Annotated in this window: 16 protein-coding genes and 1 pseudogene; all 17 read left to right on the top strand. The window is 38.7% G+C overall.

Annotated features, from left to right (window positions below):
* The first annotated feature begins 92 nt into the window (after positions 1-92).
* Positions 93-4,988, top strand: a complete 4,896-nt coding sequence (locus tag CCC20_RS01955; protein ID WP_287178792.1) for an SspB-related isopeptide-forming adhesin — start codon at positions 93-95, stop codon at positions 4,986-4,988.
* Positions 4,989-5,180: a calcium-binding protein gene (locus tag CCC20_RS01950; RefSeq protein ID WP_144356690.1), complete on the top strand. Its 192-nt coding sequence runs from the start codon at positions 4,989-4,991 to the stop codon at positions 5,178-5,180.
* Positions 5,164-5,715 (top strand): hypothetical protein, encoded by a 552-nt coding sequence (locus CCC20_RS01945; protein ID WP_144356691.1) that lies wholly within the window; start codon positions 5,164-5,166, stop codon positions 5,713-5,715. Before CCC20_RS01950 ends, CCC20_RS01945 begins: the two co-directional genes overlap by 17 nt.
* A gap of 48 nt (positions 5,716-5,763) precedes the next feature.
* Positions 5,764-12,600 (top strand): helicase-like domain-containing protein, encoded by a 6,837-nt coding sequence (locus CCC20_RS01940; protein WP_287178788.1) that lies wholly within the window; start codon positions 5,764-5,766, stop codon positions 12,598-12,600.
* Between the two features lie 70 nt (positions 12,601-12,670).
* Positions 12,671-12,970: a DUF5962 family protein gene (locus CCC20_RS01935; RefSeq protein ID WP_144356693.1), complete on the top strand. Its 300-nt coding sequence runs from the start codon at positions 12,671-12,673 to the stop codon at positions 12,968-12,970.
* Positions 12,971-12,983: 13 nt separating this feature from the next.
* Entirely contained in the window at positions 12,984-13,274 is a 291-nt protein-coding gene (locus CCC20_RS01930) for a DUF5966 family protein (protein WP_144356694.1), read from the top strand.
* A 95-nt stretch (positions 13,275-13,369) separates the two neighbouring features.
* A complete protein-coding gene (locus CCC20_RS01925; protein WP_144356695.1) occupies positions 13,370-14,008 on the top strand; it encodes a peptidylprolyl isomerase in 639 nt (212 codons plus the stop codon).
* A gap of 39 nt (positions 14,009-14,047) precedes the next feature.
* Positions 14,048-15,124: pseudogene (locus CCC20_RS01920) on the top strand (toprim domain-containing protein).
* A gap of 53 nt (positions 15,125-15,177) precedes the next feature.
* Positions 15,178-15,405 carry a DUF5965 family protein gene (locus CCC20_RS01915; RefSeq protein ID WP_144356697.1) on the top strand — a complete coding sequence of 76 codons (228 nt, stop codon included), beginning with the start codon at positions 15,178-15,180 and terminating at the stop codon, positions 15,403-15,405.
* Positions 15,402-15,791: a DUF5945 family protein gene (locus CCC20_RS01910; protein WP_287178411.1), complete on the top strand. Its 390-nt coding sequence runs from the start codon at positions 15,402-15,404 to the stop codon at positions 15,789-15,791. Before CCC20_RS01915 ends, CCC20_RS01910 begins: the two co-directional genes overlap by 4 nt.
* A 49-nt stretch (positions 15,792-15,840) precedes the next feature.
* On the top strand, positions 15,841-16,131 hold the full coding sequence (locus CCC20_RS01905) for a hypothetical protein (RefSeq protein WP_285394270.1): 291 nt from the start codon (positions 15,841-15,843) through the stop codon (positions 16,129-16,131).
* 69 nt (positions 16,132-16,200) lie between these two features.
* On the top strand, positions 16,201-16,677 hold the full coding sequence (gene pezA / locus CCC20_RS01900; protein WP_285394271.1) for a type II toxin-antitoxin system antitoxin PezA: 477 nt from the start codon (positions 16,201-16,203) through the stop codon (positions 16,675-16,677).
* A complete protein-coding gene (gene pezT, locus CCC20_RS01895) occupies positions 16,677-17,462 on the top strand; it encodes a type II toxin-antitoxin system toxin PezT (RefSeq protein ID WP_287178786.1) in 786 nt (261 codons plus the stop codon). The genes pezA and pezT overlap by 1 nt, the downstream gene beginning before the upstream one ends.
* An 18-nt stretch (positions 17,463-17,480) precedes the next feature.
* The gene (locus CCC20_RS01890; RefSeq protein WP_287178784.1) at positions 17,481-18,641 is read left to right on the top strand and encodes a toll/interleukin-1 receptor domain-containing protein; all 1,161 of its coding nucleotides are present in this window, start codon (positions 17,481-17,483) and stop codon (positions 18,639-18,641) included.
* A gap of 29 nt (positions 18,642-18,670) precedes the next feature.
* The gene (locus CCC20_RS01885; protein ID WP_144356926.1) at positions 18,671-20,080 is read left to right on the top strand and encodes an SIR2 family protein; all 1,410 of its coding nucleotides are present in this window, start codon (positions 18,671-18,673) and stop codon (positions 20,078-20,080) included.
* Positions 20,080-20,700 carry a TIR domain-containing protein gene (locus CCC20_RS01880; protein ID WP_144356925.1) on the top strand — a complete coding sequence of 207 codons (621 nt, stop codon included), beginning with the start codon at positions 20,080-20,082 and terminating at the stop codon, positions 20,698-20,700. The genes CCC20_RS01885 and CCC20_RS01880 overlap by 1 nt, the downstream gene beginning before the upstream one ends.
* A 387-nt stretch (positions 20,701-21,087) precedes the next feature.
* Positions 21,088-21,447 carry an SAG1252 family conjugative relaxosome accessory protein gene (locus CCC20_RS01875; RefSeq protein WP_144356923.1) on the top strand — a complete coding sequence of 120 codons (360 nt, stop codon included), beginning with the start codon at positions 21,088-21,090 and terminating at the stop codon, positions 21,445-21,447.

The following is a 21,447-nucleotide window of genomic DNA, read 5'->3' as shown; positions in this document are numbered from 1 at the left end:
ACTTAATGTGATAACAAAATCAAGTCTTCTTTTTTATGATGAGGAAAGAGTGACAGTTTGTTGCTACAGAAAAAAGAAAAGAAGGACACTTTATGACCAAAATATGTAATCATCACTTTCTTGTCAATCAGGAAAAAAGCGAGAAACACGTCTTTCGTAAGAGTAAAAAATACCGAACCCTTTGCTCTGTTGCCCTTGGAACCATGGTGACTGCTGTTGTTGCTTGGGGTGGAACAGTTGCACATGCTGATGAAGTCACATCTTCAGTTGATACCACCATTCAACGAACGGAGAATCCAGTTACGAATTTACCAGAAGCACAGCCAATCCCTGTATCTGAACAAACTGAAAGTTTAGCGTTAACTGGACAATCTAATGGTGCCATTGCTGTCACCGTACCGCATGATACGGTAACACAAGCAGTTGAAGAAGCCAAGGCTGAAGGTGTTTCTACAGTTGAAGATAGTCCAATGGATTTGGGAAATACAAGCTCTGCGTCAGAGACCAACCAACAAATTTCAAAAGCTGAAGCAGATGCCCAAAACCAAGTTGAGGCTATCAATGAAGTCACTAAAACCTACAAAGCTGACAAAGCAGCTTATGTGGATGAAAAAGCTCGCGTCGAACAAGAAAATAAGGAGCTGTCACAGGCCTATGAAGGGGCCAACCAAACTGGTAAAGAGGCAAATGCTTGGGTTGATACCAAAGTTAATGACCTAAAATCCCAGTATGCAGATGCTGATGTGACAGTAAAAGAACAAGTAGTCTCATCAGGAAATGGGACATCTGTACTTGACTATACAAACTATGGCAAGGCTGTTGAAACCATTCAATCAACTAACGAACAAGCTGTAGCGGATTATCTAACAAAGAAAACCAAGGCAGATGATATTGTTGCGAAAAATCAGGTCATTCAAAAAGAAAATGAAGCTGGACTTGCTAAGGCAAAAGCAGATAATGAAGCCATTGAAAGGTGTAATCAGGCAGGTCAAGCAGCTGTAGATTCTGAAAACCGTGCAGGCCAAGCCGCAGTTGATCAGGCTAATCAGGAGAAACAACAATTAGTTTCAGATCGAGCAGCTGAGATTCAAGCCATTACTAAACGCAATCAGGAAAAAGAAGCCTCAGCTAGAAAAGAAAATGAAGCGATTGATGCCTACAATGCAAAAGAAATGGAACGCTATCAACGTGACTTGGCCGAGATCTCAAAAGGTGAAGAAGGTTATATTTCTGAAGCACTTGCTCAAGCCCTCAATCTCAATAACGGTGAGCCACAAGCACAACATGGGGCCATTACCCGAAATCCTGATCAGATTATTTCAACTGGCGATGCCATGCTGGGTGGCTACTCAAGAATTTTGGATTCAACAGGATTCTTTGTCTATGATAGCTTCAAAACAGGTGAGACCCTTAGTTTTAACTATCAAAATCTTCAACATGCACGATTTGATGGCAAAAAGATTAGCCGTGTGACTTACGATATTACCAACCTTGTATCACCAGCTGGAACTGATGCCGTGAAATTGGTTGTACCAAATGATCCTACCGAAGGCTTTATTGCCTATCGAAATGATGGAAATGGTGACTGGCGAACAGATAAGATGGAGTTTCGTGTAGTTGCTAAGTATTTTTTGGAAGACGGTTCACAAGTAACCTTTTCAAAAGAAAAACCAGGTGTCTTCACACACTCGTCCCTCAATCATAATGACATTGGTCTAGAATATGTTAAAGATTCATCTGGGAAATTTGTACCTATAAATGGTTCAACCGTTCAAGTGACTAATGAAGGTCTAGCCCGTTCTTTGGGTTCCAACCGTGCAAGTGATTTGAATTTACCTGAGGAATGGGATACCACATCAAGTCGTTATGCTTATAAAGGAGCAATTGTCTCAACGGTCACATCAGGCAATACCTATACCGTCACCTTTGGCCAAGGCGATATGCCACAGAATGTTGGCTTGTCTTACTGGTTTGCCTTAAATACCCTACCAGTTGCTCGTACAGTAACACCTTATACTCCCAAACCTCATGTAACGGTGGAACTTGAACCCGTTCCAGAACCTATTACGGTAACACCAGATGTCTTTACTCCTAAAACATTTACACCAGAAAAGCCTGTAACCTTCACGCCAAAGCCTTTGGAAGAAGTGATTCAGCCTAGTCTAACTTTGACCAATGTAACCTTACCTGTCAAACCTATTCTAAAAGAACTTCCAACGCCGCCACAAGTACCCACTGTCCATTATCATGCTTACCGTTTGACGACAACTCCAGAGATTATGAAAGAAGTGGTCAATAGTGACCAAGCTAATCTTCATGAGAAAACTGTCGCAAAAGATTCTACAGTGATTTATCCCTTAACAGTTGATGCCTTTTCATCCAATCGTGCTCAAACGACTAGTCTCATTTTTGAGGACTATTTGCCTGCAGGGTATCTCTTTGATTTGGAAAAAACACAGGCTGAAAACGGGGACTACGAAGTGACTTTTGATGTATCTAAAAACTTTGTGACCTTAACCGCAAAGGAAAACTTGTTGCAGGAGTTGAATAAAGATTTAACCAAGATTTATCAATTGACCGCTCCCAAACTTTATGGAACTGTTCAAAATGATGGGGCAACCTATTCCAATAGTTACAAGTTGCTTTTGAATAAGGGCACAAGAAATAGCTATACGGTCACTTCAAATGTTGTGACGGTTCGTACGCCAGGTGATGGGGAGACAACTACACTTATTACACCTGACAAGAACAATGAAAATGCGGATGGTGTTCTCATTAACGATACGGTCGTAGCCCTTGGCACAACCAACCACTACCGTTTGACATGGGATTTGGACCAGTATCAGGGAGATCGTTCTGCTAAAGAGACCATTGCACGTGGCTTCTTCTTTGTGGATGATTACCCAGAGGAAGTGCTTGATGTGGTGGAAAATGGGACTGCTATCACAACTCTTGATGGTCAGAAGGTATCAGGGATAACGGTTAAAACCTATGTTTCACTAAATGATGCTCCTAAAGACCTTCAAGATAAGTTGGCTCGTGCCAAGATTACACCGACAGGTGCCTTTCAAGTCTTTATGCCGGATGACGACCAAGCCTTTTATGACCAGTATGTCAAAACAGGTACATCCTTGGCTCTTTTGACCAAAATGACGGTGAAAGATAGTCTCTATGGTCAAACAAAGACCTATACAAATAAGGCTTACCAAGTTGATTTTGGAAATGGCTATGAGACCAAAGAAGTGACCAACACCCTTGTTTCTCCAGAACTAAAGAAACAAAACCTCAATAAAGACAAAGTGGATATCAATGGGAAGCCTATGCTAGTGGGAACTCAAAATTACTATACTCTTTCATGGGATTTGGACCAATACAGAGGCATTAAAGCAGACAGCTCTCAGATTGCACAAGGTTTTTACTTTGTGGATGATTATCCAGAAGAAGCCCTTTTACCAGATGAAACAGCTGTTCAGTTTGTCACATCTGATGGCAAAACAGTTTCAGGAATCACGGTGAAGGCTTATTCTCAATTATCAGAAGCTCCTAAAACGCTACAAGCAGCCCTTTCGAAACAAAAAATTCAGCCTAAAGGAGCTTTTCAAGTTTTCATGCCTGAAGACCCACAAGCCTTTTTTGAATCTTATGTGACCAAGGGGGAGAATATTACCATTGTCACTCCGATGATGGTTTTGGAAACCATGCTTAATTCAGGGAAGTCTTATGAAAACGTGGCTTATCAGGTGGACTTTGGGCAAGCCTATGAAACCAACACGGTGACCAATTTTGTCCCTAAAGTAACTCCGCATAAGTCTAATACCAATCAAGAAGGTATTTCAATTGATGGAAAGACTGTTCTTCCGAATACGGTCAATTATTACAAAATTGTCTTGGATTACAGTCAATACAAGGACATGGTCGTGACGGATGATGTTCTTGCCAAGAGATTTTACATGGTAGACGATTACCCAGAAGAAGCCCTTACCCTAAATCCTGATGGCATTCAAGTTTTGGATAAGGCTGGCAATCTTGTATCGGGTATCTCTGTCAGCACCTACGCTAGTTTGTCAGAAGCTCCGAAAGTTGTTCAAGATGCCATGGCTAAACGTCAGTTTACACCTAAAGGAGCCATTCAAGTTCTTAGTAGCGATGATCCAAAAGCCTTTTATGATACCTATGTGAAGACTGGTCAAACCTTAGTTGTCACGCTTCCGATGACGGTAAAAAATGAGTTGACCAAAACAGGTGGTCAGTATGAAAATACAGCCTATCAGATTGATTTTGGCTTGGCCTATGTCACGGAAACAGTGGTTAATAATGTTCCAAAATTAGACCCACAAAAAGATGTGGTGATTGACTTGTCTCATAAAGATGCCAGCCTTGACGGGAAAGAAGTGGCCTTGCATCAAACCTTTAACTATCGCTTGGTTGGAGCGATGATTCCAAGCAATCGTGCGACTGATTTATTTGAATATGGTTTTGAAGATAACTATGATGAAAAGCATGATGAGTATAATGGTGTTTATCGCAGCTATCTGATGACGGATGTCATCCTCAAAGACGGTTCTGTCTTAAAAGAGGGGACAGAAGTCACGAAATACACCTTGCAACAAGTAGATACAGAAAATGGACTCGTGTCAATTTCATTTGATAAATCCTTCTTAGAGACTATCTCTGATGATTCAGCCTTTCAGGCAGATGTTTACCTTCAGATGAAACGGATTGCGACTGGTCAAGTGGAGAATACCTATCTCCATACAGTGAATGGCTATGTCATCAGCTCAAATACAGTTGTAACACGTACACCTGAACCTGAAGAACCAAGTCCAAATCAACCCACCCCACCTCAACCACCAATTGAGACTATTGAACCGCCTGTTCCAGCAAGCGTTTTGCCAAATACCGGGGAACAGGAATCCCTTTTGGGCTTGATTGGGGCTGGGATTTTGCTCGGTACAGCTTATGGACTAAAGAAAAAGGAGGAGAAGTAGATGAATCCGAAAACCATTTATGAAAAGGATTCAGACCATGATGGTTTGACAGATGCTCAGGAACTGGCTTTAAGAACCAATCCATATACTATTGACACAGATGGTGATGGTCAAGCTGATTTAGAAGAGCTACAATCTGGACATTCACCACTAGTTCCACAAAAGGAGTTGTGTGATGGCTTGGAACTTTGACACCATGAAAGAGGCTTTGTCTGAAATGGAGAAGGACGATTACCAAGAGTTTATCAAAGCCTTTCTCTCTTTGGAATTAAGTATTTCTGATAGAACAATTCTCAATCAAGTTTATCAAGATTATATGGATGAAGATGACCTATCCTTGATTAGTGATGAGCTACGAGTTAAAGTGGATGGCTATCTGGATGAAGTCCAGGCAGATATGACTGATATTCTGGAAAAATTGTACCGAACAGGTGAAGGCTCTAGTTTTATTATGGATTTAATGTCCTCAAATAGTCTTTCAGACACCTTGGAACAGTACGAGGTTTTGGATAGTGACGATTATTCACCACTTAGCCTTGAAACCCTACAGGCCATGATTCAACAGGACTTGGCCATTTCCAGTCAGGATTATTTTGGAGATCTGGTTCACCTTGCCTTGCAAAAAGATTTACTAGACCAGAAAAGTCAATTCTTACAACACTACGTGACTACTGTATTGGAAGGTATTCCACAAGAAAGAGACCAACGAGCCTTGGTCCTAGATTAACGCAAAGGGCTGAGAAAAACTCTCAGCCCTTTTAAAATGGGAGGGAAAATGAATCAAGAAGTCTTACTACAAATGATGAGAGCCACCATTCCTCGTGATAGAGCCCTGCTTGAGGCATTTTTATATTACCAAGCAGAGCATTTTGATGAGGAGTGGGATAGTCTTATTCGTCAGTTTATGAACAATAGGCAGGGAATCAAAAGATCTGTTCAGGTACTTCACTTTGAGACAGATGTTTCAGCTTTTGTCCAGGCTAGTCCTTATGATACTGCTCATGATCTATTGACCTATACACAAGTATTCGGCCAAATTGGTCTCCAAAAACTCGACAAACTATCGCCGTCTGAAAAAGACTTGGTGATTGAAGTGGCCTTGTTCAATTTGGCCACTCGTTTTCAACTATTAGACTCAAATGGACACTACCAAACTATTTCACCAGATTCACTCTTACAAAAGAGTAGGGGAGCTAATTTGGTCAATGTATATCGTGTGGCTAATAATTTAGCGGATAGGATCAGCCGAGATATTGAACAGTTTCTCTTGACCTACGAGCCTCAGCTTGAAACAGGAGTTGATGAAACTGTTCTAGAAAATGTAGAAACTGATGATGAGCACAAAGCTAGTAGTAATCAAGCAATATCTTTTAGAGAAGATGGCTCTTTGATTATTGCTAGTTTGGATGTAGATTTGTCTCAACTGGATATCCGAACTGGAAAAACAAGTCATCTGCCAGCCTATGAAGAGTTATCTTTACGACGTAAATTTGAGATACTAACATATTTTGACCAAATTCGAAATGAACGTTCAAAAGTCCCAAGTTTTAGACGAGGTGATTTTGATATTGTGATGGAAATGACACCAGTCTTTGATGGCGAGGAGTTACTAACCTATCTAGAGGCTGATGGAAATCCCTATGAGCTGAAACGAACGCTAACTGCAGTCGAAGAAAAGGAATTAGAAAAAATTGGGCAAGTCATTAGGATAGAAAATCAAGAGAAATTGACTCAGGTAGGGATTGATTTATCTCAGTTTGCCCCAGACCAAATCGGTATTTTATTGGATGCGGCAGGTCGTTTTCATTTGAAAAATGCGGATCTTGCTTTATTAGGTGGCTTTCCCAATGCCTCTGTAACTCAACTAGCTCTTGCGACAGAACTACTCCAAATGGGGCTAAGTCATGAAAAAATTGAATTTTTCTTTGGTAGCCAGCTTTCCATTGAAGAGCTGCGACAAGTTGCCTACGCTTTTTTACACCAAGAACTTAGCAGAGAAGACGCGGAACAATTTGAAAAGGATAAGAGCAACCGGCCAGATTTAACCCTCAGAGATTGGAAGAACAAGCTAGAGAAAGCTGAGACGAAAGTAGTGGTTGATGAAGAATTTGCGGTAAATCCACTTGTTCAGACGGTCTTGGACACTTATCCTCTGGGGTCATTGGTTTCCTATAAGGGACAGGACTTTGAGGTCGTGTCGGTCAGCGATGCTCGATTGAACGGTTTGATTCGGATTGAGTTAGTCAATGACTTTTCGGATATCATTGAACAAAATCCTGTTCTTTATGTTAGGACCTGGGAAGAAGTTAGTCAGGCACTGCATCAGACAAAGGCAGAACCACAAACAGAGTTAGACGAAGCAGACCAAGAATTAAACCTTTTTTCATTTCTGGAAGAGGAATCAGCTACTGAGCACCCTATTCAGACTGTCGGTCTCTTAGAACCAAGTGGTGTAGAGGAGTCTAACAATGATGTTGTTGACCAACCAAACAACCAAGGTCCTGTTGAGGAGGTAGAGGAATCAATTCCAGAGATTCCAGTAACGGACTTTTATTTTCCTGAAGATTTGACAGACTTCTATCCTAAGTCTGCTAGAGATAAGGTTGAGACAAATATTGCGGCTATTCGGTTGGTAAAAAATCTAGAAGTAGAGCACCGTATTGCTTCACCAAGTGAACAAGAACTCCTTGCCAAGTATGTAGGCTGGGGAGGGCTTGCCAATGATTTCTTTGATGACTATAATGCAAAATTTTCTAAGGAACGAGAAGAACTGAAAAACTTAGTCACAGATAAAGAATATTCCGATATGAAACAGTCCTCCTTGACAGCCTATTACACAGACCCTGCCCTTATCCGTCAGATGTGGGATAAGTTGGAAAGAGATGGTTTTACAGGCGGAAAAATCCTAGACCCTTCCATGGGAACAGGGAATTTCTTTGCGGCTATGCCTAAACAGTTAAGAGAAAAGAGTGAGCTATATGGCGTAGAGTTAGATACCATTACAGGAGCTATAGCCAAACACCTTCATCCCAATAGTCATATTGAAATTAAGGGTTTTGAGACGGTAGCTTTTAACGACAATAGCTTTGATTTAGTGATTTCAAATGTGCCGTTTGCCAATCTTCGAATTGCGGATAACAGGTACGATAAGCCTTACATGATTCATGATTACTTTGTCAAAAAGTCGCTTGATTTAGTCCATGATGGTGGGCAAGTAGCCATTATCTCTTCAACAGGAACCATGGATAAGCGAACCGAAAACATTTTACAAGATATTCGTGAGACAACTGACTTTCTTGGAGGGGTTCGCTTGCCTGATACCGCCTTTAAGGCCATTGCCGGAACCAATGTCACAACGGATATGTTGTTCTTCCAGAAACACTTGAACAAGGGCTATGTGGCAGATGACTTTGCCTTTTCAGGTTCCATTCGTCATGAAAAAGATAGTCGTATTTGGCTCAATCCTTACTTTGATGGAGAATACAATAGCCAAGTGCTAGGAACCTATGAAGTCAGAAACTTTAACGGTGGAACACTTTCTGTTAAGGGGACTAGTGATAACTTGATTGCCAGTGTCCAAACTGCTCTAAACCATGTTAAGGCCCCAAGAGAGATTGATCGAAATGAGGTCATCATTAACCTAGATGTATTGACCAAACAAGTGATTGACACCTCCATTCCACCTGATATTAGAGAAAATCTAGGTCAGTACAGTTTTGGTTACCAGGGTTCTACGGTCTATTATCGAGATAACAAAGGCATTCGAGTGGGGACCAAGACGGAAGAAATCAGTTACTATGTCGATGAAGATGGTAACTTCAAAGCCTGGGACAGCAAGCATTCCCAAAAGCAGATTGATCGCTTTAATGCCTTAGAAGTAACTGATAGCACTGCTCTAGATGTTTATGTTACAGATGATGCAGCAAAACGTGGTCAGTTTAAAGGGTTATATAAAAAGACAGTTTTCTATGAAGCTCCCTTATCTGAGAAAGAAGTAGCACGAATCAAAGGAATGGTGGACATTCGTAATGCCTATCAAGAAGTCATAGCCATTCAACGCTATTATGACTATGATAAAGGCGAGTTCAACGACTTATTAGGCAAGCTTAATCGTACCTATGATAGCTTTGTCAAACGCTATGGGTATTTGAACAGTGCAGTGAATCGTAATCTTTTTGATAGTGATGATAAATATTCGCTTCTTGCTAGTTTGGAAGATGAAAGTTTGGATTCGAGTGGAAAGTCTGTTATCTATACCAAATCCCTTGCCTTTGAAAAAGCTCTGGTGCGTCCTGAAAAAGAGGTTAAAAAGGTACATACTGCCCTTGATGCCTTAAATTCCAGCTTGGCTGACGGACGAGGTGTTGATTTCGATTATATGATGTCCATCTATCAGGTTGATTCGAAGATGACTTTGATTGAGGAGTTAGGCGACCTCATTATGCCTGATCCTGAGAAGTATTTGAATGGGGAGCTGTCCTATGTTTCTCGCCAAGACTTCCTGTCAGGTGATGTCGTTACCAAGTTAGAAGTGGTGGACCTATTTGTGAAACAAGGCAATCAGGACTTTAACTGGCCGCATTATGCAGGACTTCTAGAAGCGGTTAAACCAGCACGTATTACCTTGGCAGACATTGATTATCGGATTGGTTCACGCTGGATTCCCTTGTCTGTTTACGGAAAATTTGCCCAAGAAACCTTTATGGGAAAAGCTTTTGACCTCTCTGACCAAGAAGTGGTGACTGTCCTTGAAGTCAGTCCCATTGATGGGGTTATCACTTACCAATCTAAGTTTGCCTACACCTATTCCAACGCAACGGATAGGAGTCTAGGTGTCCCTGCTTCACGCTATGATAGTGGTCGAAAAATCTTTGAAAACCTCCTGAATTCCAATCAACCAACCATTACAAAACAAATTGTCGAAGGGGATAAGAAAAAGAATGTGACAGATGTGGAGAAAACAACGGTCCTACGTGCCAAGGAAACGCACCTACAAGAGCTATTTCAAGACTATGTGTCAAGGTATCCAGACGTCCAACAGATGATTGAAGATACCTATAATAGTCTCTATAATCGTACAGTTTCTAAGGTTTATGATGGTAGCCATTTAACCATTGATGGACTCGCCCAGAATATTTCCTTACGTCCTCACCAAAAGAATGCCATTCAACGGATTGTGGAGGAAAAACGTGCCCTACTAGCCCATGAGGTAGGGTCTGGAAAAACCTTGACCATGCTTGGAGCTGGTTTCAAATTGAAAGAACTCGGAATGGTACATAAACCTCTTTATGTGGTTCCTTCTAGTTTGACTGCACAGTTTGGTCAAGAAATTATGAAATTTTTCCCAACTAAGAAAGTTTATGTGACCACCAAGAAGGACTTTGTCAAAGCCAAACGTAAGCAGTTCGTATCACGTATTATCACAGGCGACTATGATGCCATTGTCATTGGAGATTCCCAGTTTGAAAAAATACCGATGAGCCGAGAGAAACAGGTCACCTATATCAATGACAAACTCGAGCAACTCAGAGAAATCAAGCTAGGAAGTGATTCTGACTATACAGTTAAAGAAGCAGAGCGTTCGATTAAGGGACTAGAACACCAACTAGAAGAACTCCAAAAACTGGAACGAGATACCTTTATTGAATTTGAAAACCTTGGCATTGATTTTCTCTTTGTGGATGAAGCTCATCATTTCAAGAATATCCGTCCAATCACTGGACTTGGGAATGTCGCGGGAATTACCAATACCACTTCAAAAAAGAATGTAGACATGGAGATGAAGGTGAGACAGGTTCAGGCGGAGCATGGTGATAGAAATGTCGTTTTTGCGACAGGAACACCAGTCTCAAACTCCATTAGTGAACTTTTCACCATGATGAATTACATTCAACCTGATGTCTTGGAACGATACCAGGTATCCAATTTTGACTCTTGGGTTGGTGCTTTTGGGAATATCGAAAACTCTATGGAACTAGCCCCGACAGGTGATAAATACCAACCTAAGAAACGGTTTAAGAAGTTTGTCAACTTGCCTGAACTCATGCGAATTTACAAGGAGACTGCAGACATTCAGACTTCAGACATGCTTGATTTACCTGTACCTGAAGCCAAGATTATTGCGGTGGAAAGCGAGTTAACACAAGCTCAGAAATACTATTTAGAAGAACTGGTAGAGCGTTCAGACGCTATCAAGTCAGGTAGTGTTGATCCAAGTAGAGATAATATGCTTAAGATAACTGGGGAAGCTAGAAAACTAGCCATTGATATGCGGTTGATTGACCCTGCTTATACCTTATCAGACAATCAGAAAATCCTTCAAGTAGTCGATAATGTCGAGCGGATTTACAGTGAAGGAGCTGAAAACAAAGCCACTCAGATGATTTTCTCTGATATTGGAACCCCTAAAAGTAAGGACGAAGGGTTTGATGTCTACAATGAACTTAAGGACTTGCTAGTAGATCGAGGGATTCCAAAAGAAGAAATTGCCTTTGTCCATGATGCCAATACTGATGAAAAGAAAAACTCACTGTCTAGAAAGGTCAATAGTGGGGAAGTACGGATTCTCATGGCTTCTACGGAAAAAGGTGGAACAGGTCTAAACGTGCAATCACGCATGAAAGCTGTCCACCACTTAGATGTTCCTTGGCGTCCCTCAGATATTGTCCAGCGAAATGGAAGGCTCATCCGACAAGGAAACATGCACCAGGAGGTAGATATTTATCACTATATTACTAAAGGGAGCTTCGACAATTACCTCTGGCAGACGCAGGAGAATAAACTCAAATATATCACCCAGATTATGACCTCAAAAGATCCTATTAGATCAGCAGAAGATATTGATGAACAAACCATGACCGCCTCAGACTTTAAGGCTTTAGCCACTGGTAATCCCTATCTCAAACTGAAAATGGAGTTGGAAAATGAACTAACAGTGTTAGAAAATCAAAAACGAGCTTTTAATCGCTCAAAAGATGAATACCGTCACACTGTTTCCTATTGCGAGAAGCACCTCCCTATTATGGAAAAACGGTTGAGTCAATATGATAAAGATATTGCCCAATCTTTGGCAACAAAGTCGCAAGATTTTGTCATAAAATTTGACAATCAAGCAATGGATAATCGTGCAGAAGCAGGGGACTATCTGCGAAAACTCATTACCTATAACCGCTCAGAGACCAAGGAAGTCAAAACACTTGCCAGCTTTAGAGGATTTGATTTAAAAATGACTACACGAGGTCCTAGTGAGCCCTTACCAGAGACGGTTTCTTTGATGATTGTAGGTGATAATCAATATACAGTCGCTCTTGATTTGAAATCAGACGTGGGAACCATTCAACGGATTAGTAATGCCATTGACCATATTATAGATGACCAAGAAAAGACGCAAGAGCTGGTAAAGGATTTAAAAGATAAACTACGAGTAGCCAAAGTAGAAGTTGAAAAAGTCTTCCCCAAGGAAGAAGATTATCAGCTTGTAAAGGCTAAGTATGATGTTTTGGCTCCCTTGGTGGAAAAAGAAGCAGAGATTGAGGAGATAGATGCAGCTTTGGCCAAGTTTAGTGAAGATCCAACACCTCAAAAGGAGCAACAAATAATACTCGAGATATAAGAAAAAAGGCTGACAAATATCTTTGAACGCGGTAAAATGAAGTCAAGAAATCACAAAAGGAGAATAGATCATGGCCCAAACACTAGAAGAAATGCGTTGTCAACTTGAAGAATGGTTGGCACAAGGCTTTACAAGCCCAGAAGATAGGGCAAACTACCAAACCTTAAAGGAACAGTATGAAGATGAAACTCTTGATTATAGCTTTTCAAAGCGTGAAATCACTGGACAGCTGGAACTCATCATCACAAGTCGTGAGAATGATTTTCCAAACCTAGACGAAGTGACGAAAGTGGAATACCTTGACTTGGTTGCCCAACTAGATGAACTTGACCAGGAACAAGCTAACTATTACCGTAAGCAGATGCCTTAGAAAGAGGTGGAAGATGTTGGAACAAATTCTACAAAGCCTTCTGATTATTATAGCAATAGGACTAATGTTGCTTGTCCTTTATCAGATTGTGAAAGTTTCAGGTACTTTATTCCTTATCGGGCTCATCAGTGGATTAGTCTTTATTGAAATCTATGGAATCTACCTCTTTTTCACAGAGAGAGACCTCTATACAGAAGATTTAGCAGCCAATGGTATTTGGAGTTTTACTGGATTTTTTATAGCTTTGAATTTATTTCTAGTTTTTAGCATTATTATGAAGTGGTGGAGAAATAGAATAGTTTAACACGGAGGATTACCGATTGGTAGTCCTTTTTCTTGTGATAAAATCTCCAAGCTAATCTTGATATGATGAGGCTATCACTAATAAAGGAGTAAGTCATGTTAAATAAAGTGAAAGCTCGATTTCTGATTGGAGTAGGAGGTTTAATCGCAGTCAGTTTTATGGTCATGATTGGCTACACGATTGGCTCACAATCCGTTTCAAAACAAACAGAGCACCAAATACGAGCAGAAGCCAATAAACTTGTGACAAAGGAAAAGCAGGAGGAAAGAGCGACAGTCTTATCAGATGAGCTTGTCAATGAATTTCTCACTCAATATTATACAAAGGTTCAGCTGGGTGAAAATAACGCTCGTATCAAACCCTACATGACGGATTCGGCATTTTCAGAAGAGGAAGCAAATCAGAATAAAGCGATCAATCAAGTTTATAAAGATTATATGCTTGACTACCGATTTGAATCAGCCAGTATCTATGTCAATACAGAGAGCAATGTTGCACTTGCGGAAGTTACCTATCAAGTGACTTATGTATCTGACTTGAGTGAGCAACAACAACGAACCACTCAGACAGAAACCAAGACGGTTATCTTATCCTACTCCAAAGTTTCCGACAAGCTTCTGGTTAATCAGTTGACCATTTGGAATGGGAAACTGGAGGACATGAAAGAAGCTACAGATGGTGCTAATTCCAGCATACCAACGATCCAAGGAACTACAACAAGTGAGAACAACTAGCAGGAGACAGTCTTCTGCTTTTTTTGATAGGGAGACAAGATGACACGAATTAAAGCAGTAAAACAAAAGGCCATTTTAGATGTGGCTGAAAGTCTAGGTTATTCCTTTAGACGTTTATCAGGACACATTTATGAACACCCAGACCATGATTCCTTTCGGATTTTTGCAGATACCAATACTTTCAAATGGTTTTCAAGAGATATACAAGGGGATGTGATTGACTTTGTTCAATTAGTGGCAGATGTTTCTTTCAAAGAGGCTGTATCCTATCTTGAAACTGGGGATTTTGAACAAACTAAGGTGATAGAAGAAACTTATCAACCGTTTCAATATTATTTGCGTGAAGAACCCTTTCAGCAAGCCCGTACTTACTTGAAAGAAGTTCGTGGCCTAAGTGATCAGACTATCAATACCTTTGGCAGACAAGGATTGCTTGCTCAAGCTACTTATCAATTGGAGCCCGTATTAGTGTTAAAAAGCTATGACCATAATGGGACCTTACAGGCCGCAAGCCTACAAGGTCTCGTCAAAAATGAAGAAAGACACAAACGTGGCTATTTGAAGAAAATCATGAAAGGCTCTCATGGCCATGTCGGTATTAGTTTCGATATTGGGAATCCTAAGCGACTCATTTTTTGTGAATCCGTTATCGATATGATGAGCTATTATCAGCTTCACCAAAAGCAATTATACGATGTTCGCCTGATTTCAATGGAAGGCTTAAAACTTTCAGTGATTGCTTATCAGACCTTGCGACTTGCGGCAGAAGAACAAGGAAAATTGGCATTTCTAGATACAGTAAAACCAAGCAGACTTAGCCATTATCTTCAGGCAATACAAGAGACGACAACCTTTTTTCAAACTCATTCAAACGTCATAACATTGGCTGTTGATAACGATGAAGCAGGAAGAGAATTTTGTCTGAAACTGTCAGATAAAGGACTTCCGATTTCTCAAGATTTACCACCATTGCAGGGACTTGAAACAAAGTCAGATTGGAATGATATTGTGAAACAATAGAGGGAAATATCTTTAGGGGACGTTGTCCAATCTGCTCAAACACAAGTCATTAGGAATCATCCTCCACCTAAATGGGAGCATGCATTGGAATTGTGATAACAAAATCAAGTCCGCTATCATAATCTAGAATGTGACAAGGAGGACACCCTATGAGTGTGATTGAACGTCTGGCTGAAAAAGTAGCTAGGCAAGAAGAAAAGGTCTCACGTGAGACGGAGAAATTGGAACACTATCGTGACCAACTACAAACAGCTATGTATAGTACCTTTATCAAACGGCAACAATCTAGTCAGTTGTCATTTCATGAAGCACTAGAGCAAGCCTTTGGTAAAGCAACCACATTACACCCAGATTACAGAAATGAGGATACAGAATGAGTAAAACATGGAATTTTGATCAGCCACTAGATGATGTGAAACCAACATCGTCCCATGAAGAAAGAGCTAAAATCGCAGCACTTTTCCATAAACAGGATGAAAAACTAATTGAAGAAGTAGATTATGTGGCTGCTTTTGAACAGCAACAAAAGGAGTCAGAATCTAAAGATATACAGACGCCCGAATCAAAAGTTAAACAAAGTCAGCCGAAGAAAGTAAATATCACAAGTGACTATAAACAACACTTGGCAGATACCATTGCACAAAACAACAAGGATATTTCAGCCTGTCAGAAGCAAATTGAAGAACTTCATCAATTGATTGATGAAAAGAAAATCCAAAATAAAAAGTTACAGGCTATTTCAGTAGCCATTGATGATTTATAAGCCAGGTAGTCCTATGCGGGCTACCTTTTTACAATTTAAGGAGAAGATAATGAAATTCTTTCAAAAGAAAACACAGCATCAAGACCGTTTTAAACGACTGATTCATCGATTATCAGAGATGTCCGATACTGAACTAACCAAAGTAGAACAACTCCTAGATGTGGTCTTTGATCCAAGTTTCAAGTCTAGTGAGAGAGTAGAAATATCTCGGAACATTTTAACCACTGAGGAACAAAGTCTTGATAAGTCGATTCAGGAAGCGAAAAATAAACTGAATACTGAGCAGTTAGAGAAGCGAATAGAGCAGTTTAAGCAATCGAAGAAACCTAAAAACGGATAACGCACCATATTTGGTGCGTTATCCGTTTTTTATGGTATAATGAAAGCAAATATAAGGAGGTCTTTATCTATGATTGGAGACAATATTAAATCACTACGCCGAACACACGATTTAACACAACCAGAATTTGCGAAAATGGTCGGGATTTCACGCAATAGCCTGAGTCGCTACGAAAATGGAACCAGCACCGTTTCAACAGAACTCATTGACCGCATTTGTCAGAAATTTAACGTTTCTTATGTCGATATTGTAGGAGAGGACAAGATGCTAACACCTGTTGAAGATTACCAACTGACTTTAAAAATAGAAGTGATAAAAGAACGTGGAGCAGCCATTTTATCACAGCTTTATAGATACCAGGATAGTCAAGATATTGCTTTTGATGATGAAACAAATCCTTGGATTCTCATGAGTGATGATTTGGCTGAATTGATTCATACGAAAATTTACCTTGTCGATACTTTCGATGAAATAGAGCGTTACAATGGCTATTTAGACGGTATTGAGCGGATGTTAGACATGGTGCATCATCGGGTGGTGGCTTAATGAGATTGGAAGAATTTAATGAGGTAGAGTTTCAGAAGGCCTTACAGCGAACCATTCGGGCTTTAACTCGAGGAAAGACGATTCCAGATCAACCGAAAGCCATTTTACTTGGAGGTCAGAGCGGAGCAGGTAAGACAACGATACATCGTATCAAGCAAAAAGAATTTCAAGGCAATATCATTATCATCGATGGTGACAGCTACCGTTCTCAGCATCCCAATTACTTGGCACTGCAAGAAAAGTATGGCAAGGACAGCGTGGACTATACCAAGGGATTTGCAGGAAAAATGGTAGAGCATCTGGTTGACGAACTCAGCACGCAAGGCTACCATTTGCTGATTGAAGGGACTTTGCGTACCACTCAAGTTCCACGTCAGACTGCTCAATTATTAGCTTCGAAAGGATACCAAGTTTCCTTAGCTGTGATTGGTACCAAACCAGAATTGTCCTATCTCAGCACCTTGATTCGTTACGAAGAGCTTTATGCCATCGATCCCAATCAGGCCAGGGCAACACCAAAAGAACACCATGATGGTATTGTAGAGAACTTGGTTGATAACCTAAGGGAGTTAGAAAGTGAGAAAATCTTTGACCAAATTCAAATTTATCAAAGAGACAGGACTTGCATTTATGATTCTAAAACGTATGAAGGTTCTGCAGCAGAGGTTCTTCAAAACTGCCTTTTCGGAGAGTGGAGTAAGGTTGAAGAAGAGATGTTGAAGGTTGGACGGGAGCGATTACAGGAGTTAATTGAGGACAATATACTGCAAAATAATATTAAGTAGTGGGGGTACTTATTGAGTATGGGGATTGTAATGAGGCAGTATAATAATTTTTATATAACATTTCAAAGACAGTTTAAGAAAGCTCATGGACAAGTTATAGAAACAATGCCATTAGAATTTTCTAATAAAGAATATATAGAACGCTTTAAATATATGTTTCCAGATAAAATATTGCTGATAGAGAGGGAAAGAAATTATTGGTATGGAAAACGTATTATTAGAAAGAATCTTTCCAAAATTCGATGTAAAGGTATGTCTTTAGAAACTGATAGTTTTATACTTTCAACTTCAAAACATATTAGGAAGATAAAAAGAGAGAGTCTGGCTAGTAACGAAGAGATGGTAAAAAAAGTAAATACTGCCCGAACAATATCTTTAGAAAAATTAAAAGCAGAGTCCTTGAGAAGAAAGAGAAAATTAAATTATATTCAGGAAGTTGAACCTCCATATTTAAGAAATTATCGAAATAGATTCTTTAAAACTCATGATTTACATGAACGATTGGAAATTATAAGAGAACTTTCTAAGTATGATTCAAAAGAAGTTCGGAAGTTTTTCTATGCAATAAATGGGCATATTAGAAATCAATCATTAAAAATAGAAGTTCAATTATATTTTCAGAGTTTATCTTTACCTTTTAGGTTGAGCAGAAAAAAGAAAGGTAAGAAGAATTTTATTGATAACGAAATTGTAAAAAATAAAAAAGGACCAGATGAATTGAAAAAGAGATTATATATTAATGATTTAGAAAAGATAAAAAGATTTGATATATTCGTATCGCATAATTCTAGAGACGAAGAAAAAATTATAGAGTTCTATAAAAAGTTCAATAAAAAAGGACAGGTGGTTTATATAGATTGGATAAATGATAAATATGATTTAAGGCGTGAATGGTGCAATGCCTCCACAGTTGATATTATCAAGGAGCGTATAAAACAATCAGATGTTTTTGTATTATACTTTTCAGGAGAAACTTTGAATTCCCAATGGTGTACTTGGGAATTGGGATATGCTGACGCATTAGGGAAGAAGATATGTGTTTACTTCTCAGAAGATATAAATAGAAAAGGTATTCCAAAATTCTATGTAGCTTATCCTGAATTGCAAATGTCAAAAAATATATATGTCAAAATTAAAGGGAATGAAGATATTTTACTTGAAGAGTGGAAAAAATTATAGGCTTATAATAAATTAGAGATGAGGGTAATATGAGACAAGAAGTATTTATAAAAAAATTTTCAAAGAGTATACAAGAAGGAAATGCAGCAGTGTTTGCTGGTGCAGGAACATCAGTTGATGCAGGATTTGTTAATTGGAAAAAGCTTGTAGCACCATTTGCAACTGAAATTGGTTTAGATATTGAAAAAGAGACTGATTTAATCGGATTAACTCAATATTATATAAACTATAAATCTGGAAATAGAGGCCCTGTTAACCAAGAAATTATTAGCCAGTTTTCTAGTCCAGGTGCGGAAACTGAGGTTATGAATCTATTAACACGACTTCCTATTACTACATATTGGACAACTAATTATGATAAGGTAATTGAAAATGGATTAATTAAGAATAATCGTAGAGGAGATATAAAGAGAAAAATAGATGATTTAGCAGTTAGCCGACCGGATAGTGACGCAGTTGTTTATAAAATGCATGGTGACGTAGATTCACCGGATGAAGCAGTTATCTCAAAAGATGATTATGAAAGGTATAGTGATAAAAATTCGTTATTCGTAACAGCATTACGGGGTGATTTAGTATCTAAAACATTTTTATTTGTAGGATTTAGTTTCGAAGATCCGAACTTAGAGTCTATTTTAGGGAAGGTAAAAATTTTACTAGGAGAGCGTACAAGAGAACATTATTGTATTCAAAAGCAGGTATTAGAACAAGATTATGATGATCAAGATGACTACCTATATGCTAAAATCAAACAAGATTTAAAAATTAGAGATTTAATGCGCTATGGAATAGATACAGTTCTAGTTGATGATTATTCTGAGATACCAAAGCTAATATCCAAAATTGAGGAAGAGTATTTCAAAAATACAATTTTTATTTCAGGTAGTATCTCTGATTACAATGAAAATTGGAGTCAAGAAAAGGTAAATCAATTCTGTTATAATTTATCGCGTTCGCTTGTTTCAAAAAATTATAAAATTATATCAGGGTTTGGACTTGGAGTAGGTAGTAGTGTTATAAATGGAGCTCTTGATGAAATTTATAAAACTAAGTATAGGCATGTCAGTGAGCATCTTGGATTATTTCCTTTTCCTCAACATGATGATGGAGAAAAGTCCTTAGTTGAACGTTGGACTGAGAATCGTGAACAAATGATTAGTGAGGCGGGGGTCTGTATATTTATATTTGGTAATAAATTAGATAATGGTGAGGTAGTAATTGCCAATGGAATGCTGGAGGAATTCCAGATTGCCAAAGAAAGAGGAAAAATAATAATTCCAATTGGTTCTACGGAGTTTGCAGCAAAAGAAATTTTTGATGCAATGAAAGAGTCGGGGGACTATCCATATCTAAATGATTATTGGGAGATTTTAGAGACTGAAGAAGATGTTATAAAAGTTGTTAATACAATAAATGAAATTATTGAAGGAGTTAGATAATGGCAACAAAAGTATTTATTTCATTTCGTTTTAGTGATGGAAAAGAGATTAAAGATGAACTAGTTGATTTATTTGATGAATCTACTGAGGTAATTAATAGATCAGAAGATGCTGATAGAAGTCAAATGAGTGAGGATACTATTCAGGAGTATCTATATGAGAAATTGAAAGATACATCGGTTACAATTGTATTATTAACTCCTGAGGCAGTTTCTTATAGAAAGAATTGGATTGGAAATTATGATGATTGGCTTTATGATGAACTTAGATACTCCTTGGAAGATAGAAAGAACAACAGAACAAATGGCGTAGTAGCAGTATATACAGATGATGCTAAAGATATGATACTAGAAAGTAGTTCACACTATTGTGCACATTGTCAAGAAACTAAATCATGTAGAACTTTGAAATCTTTTGACAATTTAGCACGAAAGAATATGTTGAATATAAAGCAAAGCTATAAGAAAAATCCATGTAATGATCTTTATGATGATAGTCATGACTCTTATATTTCTTTAGTGAGTTTGGAGGAGTTTAAACAGGATTATACTAAATATATTGATAATGCAAAAGATAAAAGAGATAGGCTACATGAATTTAATATATATAAAAGAATGTGAAGAGCATTGATTTAGCATAAATTGTCTTTAGAATAAATTATTATGTTAATTTTTAGAGAGTATTAAGCTCTCTTTTTTCTTCCCCTCATTTTTCATGTTGTGATACCTTTTCCAAATCTTCCTTGTTATCCTAATATCATTCCTAAGAAAATCAATCCATGATTTTTCACTGGGGGTTTGGGGGCGAAGCCACCAAGTTATCTTATCGTTGGCTGTCAAAACTGGAAGGTTTTGGTCAGCTGGCGATATGATTTTTTGGGTATTGTGACCACAATGCCTGAGCTCGCAAAGACCGAACAAGAAGAGAGTGAGGTCTTTAGGAAGCGTACTGACAATGTGAGGCAGCCTTACACTGTCGGACAAGTATAATGTTGAAATGATAGTAGGATGGGACAAGAAATTAAGTTAATCCGTAAGCAATTTAGAATTACGAGACAAGAAGAAAAACAGATAAAAGAAATGATGAGGGAACAAAAAGTGGATAGTTTCTCAGAATTTCTTCGTCAAAATTTGTTGAAAAAGAATTATCAGGATAGAATTTTTGAAAGTTGGTTCTCCCTTTGGCAATCTCAAAAGTTTGAGCAGATTAGTCGAGATGTGTATGAAGTTTTGATTATTGCAAGAGAGAATAATCAAGTGACTCAAGAACACGTGTCAATCTTATTGAACTGCGTTCAAGAATTGATTGCAGAAGTCAATCAAGCACAGCCACTCAGTCGTGAGTTTCGTGAAAAATACATGAGATAG

Source organism: Streptococcus sp. LMAG:39, assembly GCF_008680485.1.
GTDB classification, from domain to species: domain Bacteria; phylum Bacillota; class Bacilli; order Lactobacillales; family Streptococcaceae; genus Streptococcus; species Streptococcus pasteurianus.
This window is presented reverse-complemented; position numbering and strand designations above follow the sequence as displayed.

Excerpts from the sequence above, each read along its gene's own strand:
- CCC20_RS01955 (WP_287178792.1), top strand. The coding sequence starts at position 93 with ATGACCAAAATATGTAATCATCACTTTCTTGTCAATCAGGAAAAAAGC.
- CCC20_RS01950 (WP_144356690.1), top strand. The coding sequence starts at position 4,989 with ATGAATCCGAAAACCATTTATGAAAAGGATTCAGACCATGATGGTTTG.
- CCC20_RS01945 (WP_144356691.1), top strand. The coding sequence starts at position 5,164 with ATGGCTTGGAACTTTGACACCATGAAAGAGGCTTTGTCTGAAATGGAG.
- CCC20_RS01940 (WP_287178788.1), top strand. The coding sequence starts at position 5,764 with ATGAATCAAGAAGTCTTACTACAAATGATGAGAGCCACCATTCCTCGT.
- CCC20_RS01935 (WP_144356693.1), top strand. The coding sequence starts at position 12,671 with ATGGCCCAAACACTAGAAGAAATGCGTTGTCAACTTGAAGAATGGTTG.
- CCC20_RS01930 (WP_144356694.1), top strand. The coding sequence starts at position 12,984 with ATGTTGGAACAAATTCTACAAAGCCTTCTGATTATTATAGCAATAGGA.
- CCC20_RS01925 (WP_144356695.1), top strand. The coding sequence starts at position 13,370 with ATGTTAAATAAAGTGAAAGCTCGATTTCTGATTGGAGTAGGAGGTTTA.
- CCC20_RS01915 (WP_144356697.1), top strand. The coding sequence starts at position 15,178 with ATGAGTGTGATTGAACGTCTGGCTGAAAAAGTAGCTAGGCAAGAAGAA.
- CCC20_RS01910 (WP_287178411.1), top strand. The coding sequence starts at position 15,402 with ATGAGTAAAACATGGAATTTTGATCAGCCACTAGATGATGTGAAACCA.
- CCC20_RS01905 (WP_285394270.1), top strand. The coding sequence starts at position 15,841 with ATGAAATTCTTTCAAAAGAAAACACAGCATCAAGACCGTTTTAAACGA.
- pezA (WP_285394271.1), top strand. The coding sequence starts at position 16,201 with ATGATTGGAGACAATATTAAATCACTACGCCGAACACACGATTTAACA.
- pezT (WP_287178786.1), top strand. The coding sequence starts at position 16,677 with ATGAGATTGGAAGAATTTAATGAGGTAGAGTTTCAGAAGGCCTTACAG.
- CCC20_RS01890 (WP_287178784.1), top strand. The coding sequence starts at position 17,481 with ATGGGGATTGTAATGAGGCAGTATAATAATTTTTATATAACATTTCAA.
- CCC20_RS01885 (WP_144356926.1), top strand. The coding sequence starts at position 18,671 with ATGAGACAAGAAGTATTTATAAAAAAATTTTCAAAGAGTATACAAGAA.
- CCC20_RS01880 (WP_144356925.1), top strand. The coding sequence starts at position 20,080 with ATGGCAACAAAAGTATTTATTTCATTTCGTTTTAGTGATGGAAAAGAG.
- CCC20_RS01875 (WP_144356923.1), top strand. The coding sequence starts at position 21,088 with ATGGGACAAGAAATTAAGTTAATCCGTAAGCAATTTAGAATTACGAGA.